This window comes from Novosphingobium sp. CECT 9465 (assembly GCF_920987055.1).
GTDB lineage: Bacteria > Pseudomonadota > Alphaproteobacteria > Sphingomonadales > Sphingomonadaceae > Novosphingobium.
Genome location: NZ_CAKLBX010000001.1, coordinates 1272106 through 1294100, shown reverse-complemented (window position 1 = coordinate 1294100; position 21995 = coordinate 1272106). Strand labels below are relative to the sequence as shown.

General features: G+C 62.5%; 19 protein-coding genes and 1 tRNA gene. 10 read left to right on the top strand and 10 right to left on the bottom strand.

The annotated features are described in order from the left end of the window. Positions 1-22 precede the first annotated feature (22 nt). Entirely contained in the window at positions 23-703 is a 681-nt protein-coding gene (locus tag LUA85_RS06270; protein ID WP_231467911.1) for an arylesterase, read from the bottom strand. Between the two features lie 68 nt (positions 704-771). On the opposite strand from LUA85_RS06270, the gene LUA85_RS06265 reads away from it, so the two are divergent. Both LUA85_RS06265 and LUA85_RS06260 read left to right on the top strand, forming a co-directional pair. Beyond that, positions 772-1476, top strand: coding sequence for an ABC transporter ATP-binding protein (locus LUA85_RS06265; protein WP_231467909.1), 705 nt, complete (start codon positions 772-774; stop codon positions 1474-1476). Then, the gene (locus LUA85_RS06260; protein ID WP_231467907.1) at positions 1473-4010 is read left to right on the top strand and encodes an ABC transporter permease; all 2538 of its coding nucleotides are present in this window, start codon (positions 1473-1475) and stop codon (positions 4008-4010) included. Before LUA85_RS06265 ends, LUA85_RS06260 begins: the two co-directional genes overlap by 4 nt. Before the next feature lie 21 nt (positions 4011-4031). Here the strand turns inward: LUA85_RS06260 and LUA85_RS06255 are convergent, their stop codons facing one another. From LUA85_RS06255 to LUA85_RS06245, 3 genes are all read right to left on the bottom strand, one after another. Then, positions 4032-4448: a DUF805 domain-containing protein gene (locus LUA85_RS06255; RefSeq protein ID WP_231467906.1), complete on the bottom strand. Its 417-nt coding sequence runs from the start codon at positions 4446-4448 to the stop codon at positions 4032-4034. An 18-nt stretch (positions 4449-4466) separates the two neighbouring features. Beyond that, on the bottom strand, positions 4467-4883 hold the full coding sequence (locus LUA85_RS06250) for a DUF805 domain-containing protein (RefSeq protein ID WP_231467904.1): 417 nt from the start codon (positions 4881-4883) through the stop codon (positions 4467-4469). A 139-nt stretch (positions 4884-5022) separates the two neighbouring features. Then, entirely contained in the window at positions 5023-7578 is a 2556-nt protein-coding gene (locus LUA85_RS06245; RefSeq protein WP_231467902.1) for a TonB-dependent receptor, read from the bottom strand. A 497-nt stretch (positions 7579-8075) separates the two neighbouring features. Here LUA85_RS06245 and typA point away from each other — a divergent pair, with 497 nt between their 5' ends. Further along, entirely contained in the window at positions 8076-9902 is a 1827-nt protein-coding gene (typA, locus tag LUA85_RS06240) for a translational GTPase TypA (RefSeq protein WP_231467900.1), read from the top strand. 413 nt (positions 9903-10315) lie between these two features. On the opposite strand, the gene LUA85_RS06235 is transcribed toward typA, so the two are convergent. Next, a complete protein-coding gene (locus tag LUA85_RS06235) occupies positions 10316-11134 on the bottom strand; it encodes an outer membrane protein (RefSeq protein WP_231467898.1) in 819 nt (272 codons plus the stop codon). 225 nt (positions 11135-11359) lie between these two features. On the opposite strand from LUA85_RS06235, the gene LUA85_RS06230 reads away from it, so the two are divergent. After that, positions 11360-12550, top strand: coding sequence for a glycosyltransferase family 1 protein (locus LUA85_RS06230; RefSeq protein WP_231467896.1), 1191 nt, complete (start codon positions 11360-11362; stop codon positions 12548-12550). Position 12551: 1 nt separating this feature from the next. Here the strand turns inward: LUA85_RS06230 and LUA85_RS06225 are convergent, their stop codons facing one another. Both LUA85_RS06225 and LUA85_RS06220 read right to left on the bottom strand, forming a co-directional pair. Beyond that, complete coding sequence (locus LUA85_RS06225; RefSeq protein ID WP_231467894.1) at positions 12552-13004, bottom strand: hypothetical protein; 453 nt, start codon at positions 13002-13004, stop codon at positions 12552-12554. Between the two features lie 86 nt (positions 13005-13090). Beyond that, positions 13091-13762, bottom strand: a complete 672-nt coding sequence (locus tag LUA85_RS06220) for a PadR family transcriptional regulator (protein WP_231467892.1) — start codon at positions 13760-13762, stop codon at positions 13091-13093. Positions 13763-13860: 98 nt separating this feature from the next. Between LUA85_RS06220 and LUA85_RS06215 the strand changes: the two genes are divergently transcribed. The 3 genes from LUA85_RS06215 to LUA85_RS06205 all read left to right on the top strand — a co-directional run bounded on the left by LUA85_RS06215 (position 13861) and on the right by LUA85_RS06205 (position 16153). Continuing rightward, complete coding sequence (locus LUA85_RS06215; RefSeq protein WP_231467890.1) at positions 13861-15183, top strand: replication-associated recombination protein A; 1323 nt, start codon at positions 13861-13863, stop codon at positions 15181-15183. Beyond that, positions 15180-16052 carry a hypothetical protein gene (locus tag LUA85_RS06210; RefSeq protein ID WP_231467888.1) on the top strand — a complete coding sequence of 291 codons (873 nt, stop codon included), beginning with the start codon at positions 15180-15182 and terminating at the stop codon, positions 16050-16052. The genes LUA85_RS06215 and LUA85_RS06210 overlap by 4 nt, the downstream gene beginning before the upstream one ends. Before the next feature lie 25 nt (positions 16053-16077). Then, positions 16078-16153, top strand: a tRNA-Thr gene (locus tag LUA85_RS06205). A gap of 24 nt (positions 16154-16177) precedes the next feature. Here LUA85_RS06205 and LUA85_RS06200 read toward each other — a convergent pair. Both LUA85_RS06200 and rsgA read right to left on the bottom strand, forming a co-directional pair. Next, positions 16178-16345 carry a hypothetical protein gene (locus tag LUA85_RS06200; protein ID WP_231467886.1) on the bottom strand — a complete coding sequence of 56 codons (168 nt, stop codon included), beginning with the start codon at positions 16343-16345 and terminating at the stop codon, positions 16178-16180. A gap of 2 nt (positions 16346-16347) precedes the next feature. Then, positions 16348-17364, bottom strand: coding sequence for a ribosome small subunit-dependent GTPase A (rsgA, locus tag LUA85_RS06195; protein WP_231467884.1), 1017 nt, complete (start codon positions 17362-17364; stop codon positions 16348-16350). 223 nt (positions 17365-17587) lie between these two features. Between rsgA and LUA85_RS06190 the strand changes: the two genes are divergently transcribed. From LUA85_RS06190 to LUA85_RS06180, 3 genes are all read left to right on the top strand, one after another. Beyond that, positions 17588-18055 carry a GreA/GreB family elongation factor gene (locus LUA85_RS06190; protein ID WP_231467882.1) on the top strand — a complete coding sequence of 156 codons (468 nt, stop codon included), beginning with the start codon at positions 17588-17590 and terminating at the stop codon, positions 18053-18055. Between the two features lie 140 nt (positions 18056-18195). Then, positions 18196-19725: an amidohydrolase family protein gene (locus LUA85_RS06185; RefSeq protein ID WP_231467880.1), complete on the top strand. Its 1530-nt coding sequence runs from the start codon at positions 18196-18198 to the stop codon at positions 19723-19725. Continuing rightward, complete coding sequence (locus LUA85_RS06180) at positions 19725-20519, top strand: alanine racemase (RefSeq protein ID WP_231467877.1); 795 nt, start codon at positions 19725-19727, stop codon at positions 20517-20519. Before LUA85_RS06185 ends, LUA85_RS06180 begins: the two co-directional genes overlap by 1 nt. A gap of 305 nt (positions 20520-20824) precedes the next feature. Here the strand turns inward: LUA85_RS06180 and LUA85_RS06175 are convergent, their stop codons facing one another. Next, a complete protein-coding gene (locus LUA85_RS06175) occupies positions 20825-21856 on the bottom strand; it encodes an IS110 family transposase (protein WP_088185689.1) in 1032 nt (343 codons plus the stop codon). Positions 21857-21995 lie beyond the last annotated feature (139 nt).

The following is a 21995-nucleotide window of genomic DNA, read 5'->3' as shown; positions in this document are numbered from 1 at the left end:
GTTCGTGGTGAACGAAGGTTCGTCAGTTTTCCATCGCCACCTTCAACGCCTCGGCGACCTGAGCCTGCGTAGCCGCAACGATCCGGTCCACGCCCTGCGCGTTCGGGTGGATGTTGTCCTGAAGCATCAATTCCTTGTTGCCGAGCGCCGGGGCAAGGAAGAACGGAACCAGCCCCGCTTTGTGCTTCTTCGCAAGTTCGGGCCATATAGGGTTGAATTTCGACGTATATTCCTCGCCCAGATTCGGCGCGGCCAGCATCCCGGTAAGCACTACGGGAATCTTCCGCTTGTCGAACTCGGTCAGGATCGCATCAAGGTTCTCGCGCGTCTCCTCAGGCGGAAGACCGCGCAACATGTCGTTTCCGCCCAACCCGACCAGCGCCAGCGCCGGCTGCACGGGCTGATTGTCCAGTGTGAAGGCCAGCCGCTGCAGCGCCGCCGCCGTGGTATCGCCAGAAACGCCAGCATTCACCACGCGTGCAGGAGTTCCGGCAGCATTCAGCGCCGCTTCGAGACGCGGCGGATAACCCTCGCCGGGATTCAATTGATAACCCGCATAAAGGCTGTCCCCGAAAGCTAGGATCACAGGTGCGCTTGCAGGCACGGGCGCTGCCACCTGCGACGCTACAGGCGCGGGATCAGGTGCCTTTTCGGCAGAACAGGCGGCAACAAGAAAGGCGGCGGCAAGGAATGCGTAGCGCATTGTAACTCCACGGGCGCGTCCCCAAGTGCCGGTTGCGCCATGCAACCAATCTATGCCACCTGAGGCCCGTGACAAGCACCCTCCCCCAAGTTATCGCCGCCTCCGCCCTCACCCTCTCGCTCGGCAACGGCGATGCAAGGGTGGAAATCCTGCGCGGCATCGATCTGCATGTGAACGCGGGTGAGACGCTGGCCCTGCTCGGACCGTCCGGCTGCGGCAAATCATCGCTCCTGGCGATCCTGTCCGGGCTTGAGCGGGCAAGCGGCGGCGCGCTGATGGTGGCGGGCGCGGACTTCACCGTGCTGGATGAAGACGGCCTTGCCGCCGCTCGGCGCGGACGCATCGGGATAGTGCTGCAGGCGTTCCACCTGCTGCCAACGATGACCGCGCTGGAAAACGTCGCCACTCCCCTCGAACTGGCCAGCATGCCCGATGCGATGGCGCGGGCCGAAGCCGAACTGGTTGCGGTCGGCCTCGGCCACCGCCTGCATCACTATCCCGCGCAGCTTTCGGGCGGGGAACAGCAACGCGTTGCCATCGCCCGCGCGCTTGCGCCCAAACCCGCCATCCTGTTTGCCGATGAACCGACCGGCAACCTCGATCACACCAATGGCGAGGCGGTGGCCGACCTGCTGTTTGCCCGCGCTGCCGAAGCGGGCGCGACTTTCATCATGGTAACCCACGACGAGCGGCTTGCCGCGCGCTGCGGACGGATCGTGCGGCTGGCAGACGGGCAGATCGCCTCCGACAGTTGCACGGACACCGGATCGTGAATCTTTCATGGGGCGCCGCCTGGGCACTGGCCCGGCGCGGTCTCGACTGGCGATTCAAAGGCTTGCGGCTGTTGCTGGTATGCCTGGTACTGGGCACGGCGGCACTATCGGCCATCGGCACCCTGACCGGCGCGATCGAGCGCGAACTCGCTACCCGCGGCCGCGAGATGCTGGGTGCGGACCTGGAATTCACGCTGGCGGCGCGGCAACCCTCGGCGGATGAGCGCACTGCGATTGCCGCAATGGGCAATCTATCGGAAGGTGCGCGGTTGCAGGCGATGGCGACCGTGCCGGGCGCGGAAGCGCGAGCAACGCCGGTTGAACTCAAGGCTGTTGACAATAAATGGCCGCTTTACGGACACTTCACGCTGGCCGGCGGCAGGACGGCTGGCGCACCGCAGGGCCTGACCGCATGGATCGCGCCGGGCGTGGCCGATCGGCTTGACGTGAAAGTGGGCGACCGGCTGCAAGTGGGCAAGGCCGTGCTCACGGTCGGCGGCGTGATCGGCAGCGAGCCTGACCGGCTGGCCGAGGGCTTCTCGCTTGGCCCCACGGTAATCATCGGCAAGGCAGCGCTCGATGCCTCCGGGCTGGTGCAGCCGGGATCGATGGTCCGCACGAAGCTGCGCGTCAAATTGCCAGCCAATGCCGATCCGGTGGCGCTGGGTGAGAGCGTGAAGGCGAAATTCCCGCTCGCCGGTTATGAAGTGCGTACCCGCGAGAAAGCCTCGCCGGGGCTGGATCGCTTCGTATCGCGGATGGGGCAGTTCCTTGTGCTGGTCGCGCTGGCGGCACTGGCGATTGCCGGGATCGGCATCGGCAACGGCGTCAATTCGTACCTTGAGGCGCGGCGCGGCAGCATTGCCACGCTCAAGATTCTCGGTGCCTCCAGCGGAGATATCGCGCGGATATACCTGATGCAGCTTTCCGCCGCGTCCTCACTGGCGATCCTTGCCGGACTTGTCGCCGGGGTCAGCGTCACGCCCTTGCTCGGCAAGGCATTGCAGGGCCTCCTGCCCATTGAACCGGGGCTGGTGATCGACGCGCGCGCGCTGGCGATTGCGGCGGCCTATGGCGCGCTGATCGCGCTGACCTTTGCCGCGCCGCCATTGGTGCGGGCGCGCGATTTTCCGGCGATGGCGCTGATGCGCGCGCGGGTCAATCCGCTGGCCTCGCAATGGCGCGCAGTGGTGCTGCCGGTGGGGCTTGGCCTTGCCGGGATCGCCGCGCTGGCGATTGTCACCGCGCCGCAACCGTTGCTGGCGGCGGGATTTCTGGGCGGAGCGGCAGTGCTGTTCGTCCTGCTCACCGCGATGGGGCGCGGATTGACCGCAGTTGCCGCGCGGATGCCCCGGCCGAAGGGCGCCATCGCGCGGATGGCGCTGGCCAACCTCCACCGCCCCGGCGCACAGACTTCGGCACTGGTCGTGGCGCTGGGCTTCGGGCTGGCCGCGTTCGTGCTGCTGGCGGGTGTGCAGACCAGCCTTGACGGCAACATTGTGGCGCGTGTGCCCAATCGCGCACCGGATTATTTCGTGCTCGATCTGCCGCGTGACCGGCTGGATGCGTTCAACGGCATCGTGAAGCGCGCCGCCCCCGCCGCCGATGTCCGCACCGTGCCTGCCCTGCGCGGCACCATCGTCGGCTATGGCCCGGCGCAAGCGATGACACGCGTGGCCAATCTCAAGCAGATTCCCGAAAACGCCTGGCCCCTGCGCGGGGATCGTGGGCTGACTTATGCCGATGCACTGCCCGAAGGCAATGTGCTGACCGCAGGTGCATGGTGGACGCCAGACTACACGGGCGAGCCGCTGGTTTCGGTGGACGATGACTTGCGCGAGGCATTGGGCCTTAGGCTGGGTGACCGGATTGCGGTGTCGATCCTGGGGGTGGAGCGCAGCGCAAGGATCGCCTCGTTCCGGCGGATCGACTGGGAGAACATGGGCTTCAACTATGTGCTGGTGTTCAGCCCCAATGCCATCGCCGATGCTCCGCACAACCTTGCCGCCACGATCAGCCTGCCCGCCAATGCCAAGACCCCGCAAGTGCGCCGCGCGATCCTGTCCGGGCTGGTCAAGGCGCTGCCGTCAAGTTCCGTGGTAGAAATCGGGCCTGTGCTGGGGCAGGCGCGCGAAATCCTCTCACAGATGGGCACCGCGATCCTTGCGGCTGCCAGCGTGGCGATCCTGGCGGGCATGGCCGTGCTGGCAGGCGCGATAGCCGCCGCGCGCGAACGCAAGACTTATGACAACACGATCCTGCGCGTTCTGGGCGCAAGCCGCCGCCAGTTGCTGGTGCTGCTGCTGGCGGAATATGGGTTGCTGAGCGCGCTGCTGGCGGGTGTGGCGCTCATCCTCGGCACGGGCATTGCCTATGGCGTTATCGTTTGGCTGTTCGAATTCGACTGGCTACCCGACTGGCCACGCATCCTTGGCGTACTGGGCGGCGGCGTGGTGCTGGTCATGGTGCTGGCAGTGGCAGGATCGCTGGGTGTACTGCGGACAAGGCCCGCGCAAGTGCTGCGGGAATTGTAAGAAAAGTGCCCACCCCAGCCCTCAGCGAAACACGTCCACCGGCGTCGGGTTCTTCGGGTCCGGTCCGAAGCGGTTAGGGCCGCGTGTGCCATCGAGGCACATCAGCACGAAAAGCGCGAACCAGCCGAAGAACGGGATCAGCCACAGCAGCAGGAGCCAGCCTGTACGGTCCTGATCGTGCAGCCGACGGATTGATACGGCGAGACCCGGCACGATGCTGACCAGCCAGAACAATCCACCGATCCACCCGCCCGCGCCTACGAGCCGACTGCCATAGACGAACGCGCCATTGCCGCTTTCCAGATCATTCGTCCCGAACAGCGCGTTCAGCACGATCATCGCGATGAAATAGAACAGCGCGAAGCTCCAGTATTCGCGACGGCGCGATCGCCCCGAAAATTCGGCATAGCGGCGATAGGGCAGGATCATCCAGTTCATGGCAGACCTCGGAACAGATCAGCCGAACACGTCGGCGTCGGTCGGGTTCTTCGGGTCCGGGCCGAAACGGTTTGAGCCGCGCGTACCTTCAATGCACATGAAGATGAATACGATCAGGCTGCCTACATACGGGATGAGGCCCAAAAGGACCATCCAACCCGACTTGTCCTGATCGTGAAAGCGTCGCACCTGCACCGCGATTGATGGAATAAAAGTGCCGATTCCCCATATTCCAAGGATCGCCGCGCCGAGCCAGAACAACGCTCCGGGCTGCGATTGTCCTTCTTCATCAAGATTCATGCCACCGGCAAACATCAGGATCATGGATACCGCCACGACAAGGAAAGTGAACAGCACGAACATCCAGTATTCCTTGCGCCGCGAGCGCCCGGAAAAATCGGCATAACGCCGATACGGCATCAGCATCCATTCCATTTCATTCCCCCTTGTAGTGCCGCGTATGTCACGCGAAGTTGCAGAAGGGACCACGAATTGGTTTCTCCTGCAAGCGTCGACGGCAAGAAAAAGGGGCCGTGAAGCCCCCTTCTCCCTCCGAAACGGTGAGTATGCGCAATCAGAACTGGAACCGGGCCGAAACGCCATAAGTGCGCGGCTGGTTCGGGTAGCCAGAGAGCGAGCCTTGCTGGGCGGGGCTGTCGAATATCTGGAGGAGGTTGCGGTTGTCGAGCAGGTTGCGGCCCCAGACCGAGAGCGACAGGCCATTTTCCATGGCGAAAGTCAGCGATGCGTTCACATCGTTGATTTCCTGCTTGAATTCACGCGCCGCAGCAAGTGCCTGGCTGACGTTGGCTGTGCCATCGGGATTGCGGAAGATCAGATTGGGCAGGCCTTCGACCAGCTGGAACGGCGCTTCATAGTGATAATCGAGGTGCAGGATGACGCGGTTGCCGCCACCGACCGGCTGATTGTAATCCAGCGCCAGCGTGGTCGAAAGCGGCGAGACACCGGCCGGACGCGACCCGCTGAGATCACCGAAGGCCGAAAGCTGAAACTCGTCATACTTGGGATCGAGATAGGTCATCGCCACTGATAGCGTCAGCTCCTCGACCGGACGGACCGAACCGTCAAATTCGATGCCGAACGCCGATTGCTTGCCCGCGTTGGCAAGGAAGAAGCCGGTGCCGGTGAAGATGTTCGACTGGAACCCCTTGATCGACTGCTTGAACACCGCGAAGTTGGCAGACGCCACACCCCAGTTGCCCTTCAGACCGAATTCGTAAAGCGTCGAATCCTCAGCCCCGGCAAAGCGGCTGCCCGCACCGACATTGGCGACGGCCAGGTTCTGCGCGCGCAAGGCGGCAAGATCGGCCCCGCTTGGGCGGCTGTCGCGCGAAAGGTTGATCGATGCGGCCTTGTAGCCGGTGGCATAAGTTGCATAGACGTTGACCGTGTCGGTCACCTCCCACGCAAGCCGCGCCGTATAGCTGAAATCGCCATCGCTGATCTTGCCCGATTCCACCGCGTTGGGCACGTTCTGGAACGGCGGGAAGAACTGGAACGGGGTGAGGCCCAGCAGCGGATTGAGTGCCGGATTGGTCGAAGCCGCGGTGGCACCGGCAACAATCGCCTGGAAGATCGGCGCAGTGGCGGGCGCGGTGGCAAATGCCTGAACCGCCGCCGCATTGGTCGGATTCACGCCGAAACCGGCCAGCCCTTGCGCGATTCCGCCTGCACGGCCCAGCGCGACGAAATCAAGCCCGGCGAAAACATCGTTCGATACGGTGTTGGTCGCGTATTTCTTGCTATCGTGCGTGTAGTTGAGACCGGCAGTCACCGTAAGCCGGTCTGCGATCTTGAAATCGACCTGTCCGAAGATGGAATAGGCTTCGTTCTTGAGGCGGTAGGCTTCGTCGAGGCCTTGCCCGTTACGGAAGAATGTGCCGGAAAGATTGGTTCCGACCAATTGTGAAAGTTGTCCTTCGAGTGCTGGCACACTGGTGCAGCGCGGACTGCCGACCGCACAACCGCTAACCCCCTGGATCAACAGATTGGCATATGGCCGCGCGTCTGCACCCCACGAGATTTCGTTGGTCTGATCTACCGTCTCATTGAAATAGAATGCGCCCAGCAAGGCGTTGACCGGCCCGTCCCAGTTGGTGGCGGCGCGGAATTCCTGGGTAAACGTCTTGAGCCGCAGGTTCTGGAAGTTGCGGCCCAGCAGATCGACCCCGGTGAAATCCGAATCCTGGTTGGTCACCGCGTCGGTGCGGCGATAGGCGGTGATCGAGGTGAGGTTGATCGGCCCTAGTTCGTAATCGATCTGGCCCGAAAGCCCCCAGTTCTCGATCTCGTTGGTCGAGGCAAGGTTGTTGTAGATCACATCGTCGAACATGTTCGCCGGTTCGTTGACGACGGTCCGGCCCGCGCCGATCGCCTTGATCGCGCCTGTCGTGGCAGCCTGGCGGATGTTGACCACAGCGCAGCAGTTTTCATCGATCTTGCTGTAATCGCCGATCAGGCGCACTGACAACGCAGTGCTCGGCTCCAGCAGGATCTGCCCGCGCGCGAACCAGCGGTTGCGCTCGTTCTCCTTCTCGCCCGTACCGCGATCCTCCACAAACCCGTCACGCTTGTTGTACCCGCCGGCAATGCTGGCGGCGATGGTTTCGGAAATCGGGCCGGTGATCACGCCTTTCAGCACCAGCGCATCGAAATTGCCGTAGCTCGCCTCGATATTGCCGCCCAGTTCGAACTGGGGCTTGCGCGTGACCATCGAGATCACCCCCGCGCTGGCATTCTTGCCGAACAGCGTCGACTGCGGACCTTTCAGCACTTCCACACGCTGCACATCGGGCAGGTCGGCGATCATCGCGGCCGAGCGCGAACGGTACACGCCATCCACGAACAGGCCCACCGATGGTTCGATGCCCGCGTTGTTGGCGCCGTTGCCGAAACCGCGGATGTAGAAATTGGTGTTGGCCGAGCTTTGCAGCTGGTTCACCCGCAGCGAAGGCACCAGCGACGACAAATCCTTGATATCGCGAATCTGCGCGCGCTCGATTGCCGCCCCGCTGGTCACCGAAACCGCGATGGGCACGTCCTGCAGGGTCTGCTCGCGCTTGGATGCGGTGACGATGATCTCGTTCCCGTCAACCGTTTCAGCCGGCATGTCGGTCGCTGGCTGTGCTTCCTCGGCGGCAGGTGCGACGGCCTGCGCGTGGGCGGCCCCGGAAACGGCGAGCGCAATTCCTCATGCGCTGAACAGGAATGCAGCGCGACCGGTGCGACCGGCAAGGTTTGACATCATTATCCCGGTATTCCTTTGTTATGCCCGGCAAAGGCGCTTTGCGTGCTCTTTCCGGGAGGACATCCAATTTCCCTAACCGCACCATTAATCCCGCCCGAAGCCGCGAACAATGTGAATGCGGTCGGAATCGGCGGATTATCGTGCATTCCCGCGCCCTGTTGCAAAGTGGTCACAGTCGCAACCGGATCGCCTGCCCATGCCGTAGCGACAACCGTACTGCCGCAAACCACGCCCGAAGCGCGCGCCTTTTGGACTCACCGCGCTTGCCGCAAAGAACAAGAAAGAGTAAGCGCGCGCCGAAGTCGGAGCGGGCCACGCTTGTGCCGAACTCTGAGCGAATCCAAACCGAAAGCCATTTCATGTCCGCCCACCAGCGTAATATCGCGATCATCGCCCACGTCGACCACGGCAAGACCACGCTCGTTGACCAGCTTTTCCGCCAGTCCGGCACTTTCCGTGACAACCAGCGCATCGAAGAGCGCGCGATGGATTCCAACGATCTCGAAAAGGAACGCGGGATCACCATTCTGGCCAAGTGCACCTCGGTCGAATGGGAAGGCACCCGCATCAACATCGTCGACACTCCCGGCCACGCCGACTTCGGTGGCGAGGTGGAGCGCATCCTTTCGATGGTCGATGGCGTGATCCTGCTGGTCGACAGCTCCGAAGGTGCCATGCCGCAGACCAAGTTCGTCACCGGCAAGGCGCTGGCACTGGGCCTCAAGCCCATCGTCGTCGTCAACAAGATCGACCGCCAGGACGAACGTACGCAGGAAGTGCTCGACGAAGTGTTCGACCTGTTCGTCAGCCTCGATGCCAATGACGAACAGCTTGAATTCCCCGTCCTGTTCGCTTCGGGCCGCAATGGCTATGCCAGCGAGGATCCCTCGGCGCGCGAAGGCACGTTGACCCCGCTGTTCCAGAAGATCGTCGATCACGTGCCCGCCCCTTCGGCAGACCCGGACGGTCCGTTCAAGTTCCTCGTCACCTTGCTCGATCGCGACAACTTCCTTGGCCGCATCCTTACCGGCCTGGTGTTTTCGGGCACCGTCAAGACCAACCAGGCGATCCACGCGCTCGACAGCGATGGCAACATCGTCGAAACCGGCCGCGCATCCAAGATCATGACCTTCCGTGGCCTGGAACGTGTGCCCACCGAAGAGGCGGTTGCGGGCGACATCATCTCGATCGCCGGTCTCACCACCGCCACCGTCGCCAATACCATTGCCGACACCAGCGTTACCGAACCGCTCCATGCGCAGCCGATCGATCCGCCAACCCTGTCGATGCGGTTTGCCGTGAACGATTCGCCAATGGCGGGCCGCGAAGGCAGCAAGGTGACCAGCCGCATGATCCGCGATCGTCTGGAACGCGAAGCCGAATCCAACGTGGCGATCAAGGTTACCGAAAGCAGCGACAAGGACAGCTTCGAAGTTGCCGGGCGCGGCGAATTGCAGCTGGGTGTGCTTATCGAAACGATGCGCCGCGAAGGCTTCGAACTCGGCATCAGCCGCCCCCGCGTGCTTTATGGCACCGACGAGAACGGCCAGCGGACCGAACCGTACGAAACCGTCGTGATCGACGTGGATGACGAACACTCCGGCACGGTCGTCGAGAAGATGGCCATCCGCAAGGGCGAGATGATCGACATGCGCCCATCGGGCGGCGGCAAGACCCGCATCACCTTTTCGGCACCGTCGCGCGGCCTCATCGGCTACCATGGCGAATTCCTTTCGGACACGCGCGGCACCGGCATCATGAACCGCCTGTTTGAAAAGTACGGTCCTCACAAGGGCAAGATCGAAGGCCGCAAGAACGGTGTGCTGATCTCGAACGGCGCTGGTGAAGCCAATGCCTATGCCCTCGGCCCGCTCGAAGAACGCGGCATCCTGTTTGTCGGCGTCGGCACCCCTTTGTATGAAGGCATGATCATCGGCGAAAATGCCAAGCCCGAAGATCTCGAAGTCAACCCGATGAAGTCCAAGCAGCTGACGAACTTCCGTTCGACAGGCAAGGACGACGCCATTCGCCTGACGCCGCCCAAGGTCATGACCCTGGAACAGGCGATCGCCTACATCGACGACGATGAAATGGTGGAAGTGACGCCAAAGTCGATCCGTCTGCGCAAGGCCATCCTCGACCCGAACGAGCGCAAGAAGGCCAGCCGCAAGAAGGAAGCGGCATAACGAACAAGCAAAGGGCGGCCCCGACAGGCCGCCCTTTTTTTATCTCATCCTGGATTCGCATGAATGCCAATGATGACGGCTGCCTTCCTGGTCGAATCGTCCACGAACGCGCTGGCAGGGGTCGATGCCCGCCGATTCCAGCTTTTTCCGCTCGCGAGATCAAACCTTTGATGGAACAGGTAGATCTTACGCTGGATTGCGTCAGGCAGACCGGCGAAAATCTTCGATAGTTATTGACGCATTGCCTAGAGCCAGATGGCTGTAAAATCCGGGCTGAAGACACGGGACATCGCAATCCCGATGCCTGTTTTCGGGCGGTGCACGAAATAGGGCGGCCCTTTTGGGGCCGCCCTTGATTGAGTGATCTAAAATGACTGTCTCGCCAACCCTTCCGCAACCGGAAGGGTTGGCAATCAGAAGCGGAAGCCTACGGTTGCGCGTAGGGCATGAGTATCAAGGTACTTGTCCTGGATACGCATGTTGGTGCCGCCGCCGTTCAGCAGGAACGGGTTGGTGGCAGGCGCCGTGCCTGGACCAACCGCGACGCTGTACTTGTCATCCTTGTAGCGGCTGTACAGGTATTCGAGGCCGAGCGAGACGTTGTTCGTCACCATGATCTCGGTGCCGCCGCCGGCCTGCCAGCCCCAGACCATATCGCCATCGTTGACTTCGGCGAACGAGTTGGCGGTGTTGCTGGTGCTGAAATCGTGGTCAATCTTGGCATAGCTGATACCGCCAGTGCCATAAAACAGCGCGCCGCCGCCGGGAGTGAAGCCGACACGCCCGCGCGCCGAGATGGCGTAGTCCACCGAACGGGCGATCTTGTAAAATGCCGGAGTCGTGCTGAATGCGGTGGAGCGATCGATCGAATCGTTGCGCGATCCTTCGAGCAGGCCGCCGAACACGATGTTGCCCGAACGTGCGTCAAAACCGATGCGCGCGCCATATTCGGCCCCGGCCTTGTCCGGCGCACAGCCAGCAGTGCGCGAAGGTCCCTTGGCACCGTTGCAGAAGCCGGGCGAGAAGGCATTGGCCCCGCCCAGCGTCGTTACCTGCTCATCGTAATCGCCGTCACGGTTGGTATCGAAATCGAAGGTGTTGCCGTTCTCACCCACCATACCAAGGCCGCCGAAGCCCTGCACATAAATGCCGCTGAAGTGACTGTCGCGATCCCATTCGCCAGGAGCGGCTTCCTGCGCGAGCGCGGGAACGGCCGCGAGTGCGGCAGACATGACAACGGGCCACGCGAAACGGGTGCGATTTCTCATTGGAATTCCTCATGTTAGCGCCCTGAGGCGATTGTTGCGTTAACTGTCGAGGCGCCCGATGGTTTCCTGACAAGATAGTTTTTTGACGGAAATTTGAACCGGATCGGCGAAGGTCGACCAAGGCGGGCGTCAAATTTTCGGGAACCCGGTGTCTCGCCAACCAGCCGGAACGGGGCTATGGGCGGGGCGATGAACACTCTGATCGCCCCGGCACACCCCACCAGCTTTTCCGGTTTGCGCGTGGCGCTGTTCAGCGGAAACTACAATTATGTCCGCGATGGCGCCAATCAGGCGCTCAACCGGCTGGTCGGTTACATGCTGCGGCAGGGTGCCGATGTGCGGGTCTATGCACCCAAGGTTGAGAACCCGGCATTCCCGGCGACCGGCACGCTGGTCGGGCTGCCCTCGTTCGCCATTCCGGGCCGCGCCGAATACCGCTTCCCGCTCTCCCTAAGCCCTCGCGTTCGCCGTGATCTGGCAGCGTTCGATCCGCATGTGGTGCACGTGTCATCGCCTGATGTGGTGGCCCATCGGGCGGTTTCCTGGGCGCGGCACCGCAAGCTTCCCATCCTCGCTTCGGTCCACACCCGCTTCGAAACCTACTTTCGCTATTACAACATGGCCTGGGCCGAACCCATCGTAGAAGCGCTGATGCGGCGCTTCTACCGGCGTTGCGATGCGCTGGTCGCCCCGTCTGAATCAATGGCACAAGTGCTGCGCGACCAGCGCATGAACTATGATATCGACATCTGGTCACGCGGGGTGGATCGCGACGTGTTCAACCCTGCCGCGCGCAGCCTTGAATGGCGGCGGTCGTTCGGAATCGCTGACGATGACGTGGCAATCGGCTTCCTGGGCCGGCTGGTCATGGAAAAGGGTCTGGACGTGTTCTCGGACTCGATCGACCAGCTCCAGCGCAAGGGCGTAAAACACAAGGTCATCGTCGTCGGCGAAGGCCCCGCGCGCGACTGGTTTACCGCGCGCCTGCCCGAAGCGGTATTCGTCGGGTTTCAGGGCGGCGCGGATCTTGGCCGGGCGGTGGCAAGCATGGACGTGCTGTTCAACCCGTCTGTCACCGAGACGTTCGGCAACGTCACGCTCGAAGCCATGGCCTGCGGTGTTCCTGTCGTGGCCGCTGCGGCGACCGGCAGCCAAAGCCTGGTTGACGATGGCGTATCGGGGCGGCTGATAGCGCCGGGCGCGGTGCGCCAGTTTGCCGAAGCGCTGCGCAGCTATGCACAGGATGCAGACTTGCGCGCGCGTCACGGCGCTGCTGGGGAAGAGCGCAGCCTTGAGTTTTCATGGGATCGCATCAACCAGGCGGTTGCGGACACGTATTTGAGGCTGGTGCGCCAGAAGGCGCAACGGCGCGCGAAATAAGTCAGCGCAACACGCCAGCGGCTTTCATGCGGCTGGCGTACCACAGGAAGAACAGCAGCGACGCCCAGATCACCGCGGTCATTCCCAGCATCGCGCCGCTGTGCATCGATGCGGGCATCGAACTGTCGGTAAACTGGTACACCTGGCTGACGGCGAGGCCGATCAGCGATACGCCAAAGGCAGTAACAGCCCATTCCGATCGCATCAGCAGCAGGATCGAACCAAGCAGCGAACCCCACACCCCGATGGCCCAGAACACGCTGAGCCACGCTGGCAAGGTTCCCATATAGGCAATTTCCGCCTCCCCCATGCCCACCGACTGCATGTAGCCGACCGGATCAAGCTTGCTCATCGTGTAATCGATGCAGCCAAAGCTGTTCCACAAGAGGCTGATGACGCCGACGGCCCAGAGGTGTGCCGGCGTTTTGGCAGGTGGCGATTGCAGGTTGTCCATGGGACCTCTCCCGGTTGCTTGCGGGAGCAAGATACCATGGACGACTCCATCCTCAAAGCGGCGTGAGAGAGCGGATTCGTGAAGCATCAAAGGCGCTCGATCCTGCGGGCGGCTTCATCCAGAATATCTGCAATAGTGTGCGCGGTTTCGGTGGAAAATCCTTCCGCCATCGCACGATTGCGCAGGACGGCGTGAAGATTGCCCATCGCGCGGCGAACCGGCGGACTTTCGGACCGTTCGCGCTGATCACCCACTGCCTTGAGCCGCGCAAGGATGCCCGCGATTTCTTCGGACTTTTCGGCAAGCTCCGTGCAACCCGCCTCGGTTGCGGCAAAGGCCTTTCGCGGACCAGCTTCAGCTTCCTCGACGATCAGTCCTTCATCGACCAGCAGCGCGAGCGTGGGATAAACGACACCGGGACTTGGCGCATATTCACCGCCCGCCAGATCGCCCACCGCCCGGATCAGGTCATAGCCGTGGCGCGGCTGTTGGCTGACAAGGTGGAGCAGAAGCAGCCGCAGTTCGCCGCCTGCGAACATACGCGCACCGCTTCGGCGCTTGCCACCGCCCCGGCCACCCATTCCGCCACGACCACCAAATGGCGCCCCTCCGCCGAAGGGTCCCCCTTCACCAAAGGGACCGCCACTTCCGAAAGGACCGTCGCCACCGAAGCGCCCGGCGATCATGGCCGCCAGTTTCGCAGTACGCCGATCTGCTCCATTGCAGCCGCGCGCATGACGGCCATGTTCGAATTGCATGTGATTTCCTCTTGCTCGATGGCTCTAAGATATATCTTTGATTTATCCGTGCAAGAGGCTGATGCAATTTTTTGCGCAGGTGCCTATCTCCTTCGTCAATGGCCGACCTTTTCGCCCCGCAACCGCAGGACCGACCCCCGCCCGCCGCCAGCGCCGAAGCGCCGCTGGCTGACCGGCTGCGGCCGCGCGATTTGTCGGACGTGATCGGCCAGGACCACCTGACCGGACCGGACGGCGCCATCGGACGGACGGTGGCCGCGGGCAAGCTGACCTCGATGATCCTGTGGGGTCCGCCAGGGACCGGCAAGACCAGCATCGCCCGCCTGCTCGCCGAAGCGGTGGGCATGCGTTATATAGCCATCAGCGCGGTGTTTTCCGGTGTAGCAGACCTCAAGAAGGTGTTTGCCGAAGCGGAGGCCATGGCGCTGGCCGGACGCCGGACGCTGCTGTTCGTGGATGAAATTCACCGCTTCAACCGTGCGCAGCAGGATGGCTTTCTGCCGGTGGTCGAAAACGGCACGATCACGCTGGTCGGCGCGACGACCGAGAACCCCAGTTTTGCGCTGAATGCTGCGCTGTTATCGCGCGCGCAAGTGCTGATCCTGCATCGGCTGGATGCCACCGCGCTCGGTACGCTCCTCGCGCGTGCAGAGGCCATCACCGGCCTGCGCCTCCCCCTTACACCGCCTGCGCGCGATGCATTGGTGGCATCGGCCGATGGCGACGGACGGTTCCTGCTCAATCAGGCCGAAACCTTGTTCGACGTATCGCTGCCCGCACCGCTTGACCCCGAAGGCCTGGGCAAGTTCCTGATGCGGCGCGTGGCGGTGTACGACAAGGACCGCGACGGGCATTACAACCTGATCTCGGCATTGCATAAAAGTGTGCGCGGATCGGACCCGCAGGCGGCGCTCTATTACATGGCGCGGATGCTGGTGGCGGGCGAGGAACCGCTATACGTGCTGCGTCGGCTGGTGCGCATGGCGGTGGAGGACATCGGTCTGGCCGATCCGCAAGCCCTGGTGCAATGCCTCGCCGCCAAGGATGCCTACGAATTTCTCGGCAGCCCGGAAGGCGAACTGGCGATCGTGCAGGCGCTGCTCTATATCGCCACGGCACCCAAATCGAATGCAGCCTACACCGCACACAAGGCCGCGTGGAAATCGGCGCGTGAGACCGGATCTCTGGCGCCACCGTCCAACATCCTGAATGCGCCGACCAAGCTGATGAAGGACATCGGCTATGGCGCAGGCTATGCCTATGACCATGATGCGCCGGACGGTTTCTCCGGTGCAGACTACTGGCCCGAAGGCATGGCACCGCAGACCTACTATCGCCCGGTCGAGCGCGGGTTCGAACGCGAAGTGGCGCGAAGGCTGGAATGGTGGGAGCGCAAACGGCGCGAGCGCGGCGGGGAATGAACCTCAACCGTTTCGGCCATTTCGTGGCGATCGACTGGTCTGGCGCGGCCGGTGAACGGCACAAGGGCATTGCCTTGGCCATGGCCGGGCGCGGACAGGATGCGCCGAGACTGGTTCGCCCCGGACACCGCTGGTCACGGACCGAGGTTCTCCACTGGCTGAGCCATGAACTGCCCGACGACGCGCTGGTCGGCATGGACCTTGGCATCTCCCTTCCCTTTATCGACAAGGGCGCATTCTTTCCCGGATGGGATGAAAGCCCCCGAAGCGCACGGGAATTGTGGGCGTTGGTGGAGAAGATTTGCACGAACGAACCGCATTTGTCAGTCGGCGCTTTCGTGGACCACGCCACAGTATCGATGCATTTTCGCCGTCATGGCGGGCGCGAAGGCACTCAGTTTGGCGGCGGACAAGGGCGCTTTCGAGTATCCGAAGCGGCGCAGCGGCGCATGGGGTGCAGGCCCTATTCCAACTTCAACCTCATCGGTGCGGCGCAAGTCGGCAAATCAAGCCTTACCGGGATGCGCCTTCTGCATCGGCTTGGCGCGCACATATCGGTCTGGCCAGTCGATCCCATGCCCCGGAAAGGCCCGGTGGTTTGCGAGATATACACCACCATCGCGGCTATGGCGGCAGGACGCACCGCAGCGCGGTCCAAGATGCGCGACGCGCACGAACTGGACACCGGTCTGAACGTGCTGGGGTGCGGCCCTTCGGGCATCACCGGGCCGCTTGACGACCATAGTTGCGATGCGATCATCACCGCGGCATGGCTGCGAAACGCAGCGCACGACCCCCATCTTTGGGCGCCGCGCGAACTTTCTGCCGAAATTGCACACACCGAGGGCTGGACCTTCGGGGCCATCTGACGCTAGAGGCGAATCCACGACGCGGGCCGGCTTAGCTCAGTTGGTAGAGCACCTGATTTGTAATCAGGGGGCCAGGGGTTCGAATCCTCTAGCCGGCACCAGTGTCATACCACCACACAGCGCTGCTATTTCGCCGCCGGAGCGGCCTTCTTCGCCTTGTGCTCGGCCAGCAGGTGATCGAGTTCTTCGATACGCAGGCGTTCGGGGGTGCCCTTGGGCAGGCCCTTGAGGCGGCAGGCGGCCCACAGGCTCTTGCGTTCGGCTTCCAGCGCCTTGAGATAGAGATCGGCCATCGTTATTTCCTTTTGCCGGACTTGGCCGTGCGAACCCGCCGCTCGGCCATGGTGCCGGTATTGTCCTGGTCTTCGTCCGAAAGCTTGCGCCAGCGTCGAAGGCGCGCGGCATCAAGTGTGCCTTGTGCAATGGCACCGCGAATTGCACAGCCCGGCTCTGCCTCATGCGTGCAGTTGTTGAACCGGCATTCAAGCGTCAGCGCCACGATATCGTCGAACACTTCGGCAAGCCCAGTGGCTGCATCGGACAACTGGAATTCGCGCATCCCCGGCGTGTCCATCAGCCACCCGCCGCGATCGAGCCGGTGCATCTGGCGCACGGTAGTGGTGTGACGCCCCTTCCCGTCCTGTTCGCGCACCGGTTGCGTGGCGATGGCGTCGGACCCGCGCAGGGTGTTGACCATGGTCGATTTGCCGACGCCTGAAGAGCCGAGCAGCGCAACGGTCTTGCCCTTGCCGCACCACGCGGCAAGGCGGGCAACGCTGGCGGGATCACGCGCGTTGATCGCTTCGACGTGCAGCCCCGGCTGAAGCTGGCGCGCAGCATCGATGAAGCGCTGCACATTGTCGGCAAGGTCGATCTTGGTAAGGACGAGGACAGGTGACACCCCGACTTCGCGGCACAGCACGAGGTAGCGCTCAAGCCGGGGGACGCTGAAATCCTGATTGCATGATGCGACGATGAACAGCGTATCGACGTTGGCCGCGATCAATTGCAGCCTGCGATCATCGCCCGGCGCGGGGCGCTTGAACAAGTTGGCGCGGGCAAGCACACGTTGCGGCGCAAGGCTTTCGCGGTCGATCAGCAACCAGTCCCCCACGGTCGGACGGTCTTCCTCGCCGCTTGACACAGGCAGGCGCGACGAAATCTGTGCTTGCACCCCCTCGCCCGCCACTTCGATCTCGCCACGGTGGACAGCCATCACGCGCACTGGCTGGCAGGAACCGGCTTCATCCGGCGTTACCTGTTCGCTGAAAAACGGAGTCCAGCCAAGATCTGCAAGATGGGATTCGGGCACGGGCATGATGATCGGGACAATGCTTTCCTGGCGTGGCGGCGCAACCTACAGCAATCGGCCGCCGGGCAAAGCCCCAAGCACGGGCTGCCTGCGATGGCAATGGTCGCGGAGGGAATCCGGGCGGGTCGAAATGGCTGGCTGGCAGTTGGACCGTTCGCAAAGGTCGGCCTTGCGTCAGCCGTGCGATCGGCCGATGGCCATGCGGGAAAGGGAGTTGCTGCCGATGAGTGTCGCGTTTCGCCGTGAAGGGGATGACGAGCATCTCGAACCCAGGTTCGAATTGCCGATCCCTCCCGGCCCGAACCTTGTCACACCGCGCGGGCTGGCGCAGATTCGCGCGAAACTGGCGGAGATCGAGGCGCACCTGCCAAGCATTGCCGATGAGGATGCGTTGAAGAAAGCGCGGCGCGAATTGCGGTATTGGAGCACACGGCAAGCAACCGCGCAACTGATGGACCGGCCGGACGGATCGGTGGTGGCGTTCGGCGCGACGGCCACGATCCGGCATGCGGGCAAGCTGCGCGACGTGACCATCGTGGGCGATGACGAGGCCGATCCGACCCATGGGTTGATCGCCTTTTCCGCTCCGCTTGCCCGCGCGATCATGGATGCGGAGCCGGGCGAACTGGTCGACTTCGGAGGCAAGACCGAAGCCATCGAGATCGTCTCGATTTCGGTCCGCGATGGATAACGATTACGCCGAGACCGGCACCGAGGACACAACAAAAATTCTCGCCGATCCATCAGCACCTTAGACCGCGCAAGCGCAGCCCCCGGCCTTGCTTTCCCCCAACCGAACGCTGCAAACGCGTGAGCAAGGGGGACCATATCTTGGGCATTTCCAACGCAAAACTGACCGCCATCGCTCTTGCAGTCCTGCTGGGCGCAAACGGCCCGGCAACAGCATCCACTCTGATCACCGGGGCGATTGTGCATGACGGCACCGGAGCACCCGCGCAAAGCGTGGCAGTGCGGGTGGACAAGGACGTGATCGTGGGTGTCGGCATCCTGCGTCCGCGCAACGGCGAAACGGTGATCGACGCCAGCGGCATGGTCCTTTCGCCGGGGTTCATCGACGCGCACAGCCACCATGACCGGGGCGATTACGCTGATCGCGCGATGCCGCCGCTGCTGGCGCAAGGGGTGACCACGATCGTCATCGGGCAGGACGGTGAAAGCGCCGCGCCTTTTGCGGAGATCGCCGCGAAGTTCAATGCCCGTCCACCGGCAATAAACGTCGGCTCCTACAGCGGCCACGGCTACTTGCGCGACAAGGTGATGGGCGCGGATTTCAAGCGGACCGCTACGCCTGCGGAAGTGACAGCAATGCAGACGTTGCTGGACGCCGATCTCAAGGCCGGATCGCTTGGGCTTTCGACGGGGTTGGAATACGACCCCGGCATATATTCCGACCATGCCGAACTGCTCGCCCTTACCCGTACGGCAGCGGCAGGCGGCGGACGATATATCAGCCACATGCGCAACGAGGACGTGACGTTCGACGCCGCGCTCGACGAACTGCTCGATCTTGGCGAAAAGACCGGCATTCCGGTGCAGGTATCGCACCTGAAACTGGGCGTGGTCGATCGATGGGGCACCGCCAGGGGCGTATTGGCAAAGCTCGACGCCGCCCGCGCGCGCGGGATCAAGGTTACCGCCAATGTCTATCCTTACGAATATTGGCAATCGACGCTGACCGTGCTTTTTCCCAAGCGCGACTTCACCGATATCAATGCTGCACGCTTTGCCCTGCAACATCTGACCACGCCCGAAGGCATGCTGCTGGGTTTCTACGCGCCCGATCCTTCGCTGGTGGGCAAGACCATTGCGCAGATTGCGGCTGCGCGCGCTGAAGAACCGGCGGCAACGTACCTTTCATTGATCCAGACGGCCGAGGCATGGAAGCTTGCCAATCCCGACAAGGGCCGGGCAGAAGCCGTAATCGGGACAGCGATGGACCCGCGCGACGTGGCCGATTTCATCGCATGGGATCACAGCGTACTATGTTCGGATGGCATGATCGGATCGCGCCACCCGCGCGGCACCGGCGCCTTTGCCAAAGTGCTGCGGCTCTATGTGCGCGAACAGAAGCGGCTGACCATCGCGCAGGCGATCCGCAAGATGACCGCGCAGACCGCCGAGCAGCTTGGCATCGCCGGGCGCGGCACCATCCGCAAAGGCTACAAGGCCGATCTGGTGCTGTTCGACCCTGATCGCATCACCGACAATGCCACGGTCGAGGCGCCCAGTGCGCTCGCCGAGGGCGTTGCCATGGTCATGGTCAACGGCGTGATCGTGGCCGAACAGGGCAAGGCGACCGGCGCCTATCCGGGGCAAATGGTGCTGCGGGGCGTGAAGTGATGCAACGTCGGGGATTCATCACCGGCTGTGTGGCTCTGGCCGGATTGACCGCAGCAAATGCCGTTGCTGCGCCCCTGCTGTCAGTGAACAATGCCGGGCTGACGTTGGCCAAAGCCATGCGGCGCAACGGCTGGATCGAGATCGACGCCGGAGTGTTCGAGGCCAATATCGACGCGGTCCGGCAATGGGTCGGCAGCGCGCGGGTCTGTGCGGTGATGAAGGCCGATGCCTATGGCAACGGCATATCGCTGCTTATGCCGTCGATCATCGCGAAACGGATCACGGACGTTGCGATCACGTCGAACGATGAGGCGCGGGTGGCTCGGGCGCTGGGCTATCGCGGGCGATTGTTGCGCATCCGCACGGCAGCGCCTGAGGAGATGGAGGACGCCTTCCCCTTTGCCGTCGAGGAACTGATTGCCAATCCAGAGGCGGCGCGGCGATTGCAGCAGATGTGGCGCAAGCGATCACGCAAGCGCGCCCTGCCGGTTCAACTCGCGCTCAATTCCGGCGGCATGTCGCGCAACGGGGTGGAGCTTTCCACCGAATACGGCAAGGCCGACGCCCGCGCGCTGCTGGGCCTTGAGGGGCTGTCCATTCGCGGGATGATGACCCATTATCCGAGCGAGGAAACCGACGACATTCTGGGTCAGTTGCACCGTTACCACGAAGACATCGCATGGCTGAACGCGCAAGGCCTGCCTTCGGCTGGTTTGCTGCGCCACACCGCAACTCTTTTGCCGCGCTCAAGCATCCCGAAACCCGGCTCGACATGGTGCGGGTCGGCGGCCTGATCTATGGCGATCCGGGTCGTCTAATCGCCCCTCTGTCAAGCCAGCCAAATCAAATCGTTTATAACTGAAGCCATGCGTATGCCGGGTACAGGGTCGTCTACGCGGTCGACGCAAGTTGATCGCCGCAGGATGTGTTCCGTAGGCAAGATCTTCCTATGTTCGTGACGCAATCTGCTCACGAGGGCAGTTGCTTCCCGCTTCGCGGAATGATCTCAGCCGCGTCCCGGCAGGGACGGCTCGGCGCGTCCTCAAAGGACGCTATCAGTGAAACGTTAGATGTGCTGGTGAAGGTGTGCCGATGTAGATCAAGTAGGCACGGCGGCTCCAGCATTGGGATCAAACAGCTCGCCCGACGTCAACATCGCATGCATGATGACTGCCAGTTTGCGCGCGAGGGCGACGGCGGCTCGTTTGAAACCGAGCCGTTCCTTCAGCGCCAGAGCCCAGGTGCGCAAGGTGTTCGTCTCCGTCGACCTGTTCAAAATGACCGAAGCCGCCTCGTACAACAAGGTGCGTAACTTTGCGTCGCCGCGACGCGAGATGTGGCCTTCATAGTCAACCTCTCCCGACTGATATCGCTTCGGGGTTAGACCGACCCAGGCGCCTACAGCGCGCGAGTTCTTGAAGTTGATCGGATCCTCTATGGCTGCTGCAAAGGCCGTGGCGGTGACCGTTCCCACACCAGGCACTGAAGTAAGCAGGCGGCAGCGTTGGTCCGTGCCGGCCATCGTAACCAGTTGCTTGGTTAACTCTGCCACACGAACCCGAATATCGCTCCAGGCTTTGAGCAGCGGCAGGATGATGCGCGCCAAATCGTTTTCGCCTTCTAGGAGCGTAAGAACGTTGCGTTCAAAGACGCTGCCGACACCTTTGGGGACGACCAGCCCAAACGTCTTCATCAGCCCACGTATCTGGTTCGACATCTGCACCCTCATCTTCATGAGTTGACGGCGGGCGGCGATCAGCGTCCTCATCAACATGCTGTCGAAGCCTTTGACGCGGACCTCCCTATAGAAACCAACTTCAGCCAGATGGGCCAGTCCGTCAGCGTCGTTCGCATCGGTCTTGTTGGCAGCCATATCCAGAGCGGCCTTGGCATGGCGCGCATCTATACAGATCGCCGGCAGACCTTCCGCAGTGAGGGCATGGAAAAACCATACCGACAAAGGTCCGGTCTCAAATACCACGCGCTTTGCATTTGGTGCGCGCTTTCGGATCACTTCTGCGAGAAGCTTCGGGTCGGATGCACACTTGCCACGCCAAATGCGCTTGCCGTCCTGACGAACCGATACTGAAGTGTCTTTCAGGGAGACGTCGAGTCCTATATGCTGATCCACGGTTGTCCTCCATTTGATGCTGGGCCCGGTCCAAAATCGTGAGCCCGTTCTTCATCTTATCGGGGGGCAACCAACCTTCCAGTAATCCCGTGCATCTGGCCAAAGGCCGGCGCTCCCGCGATTACGTCATGTTCGTACA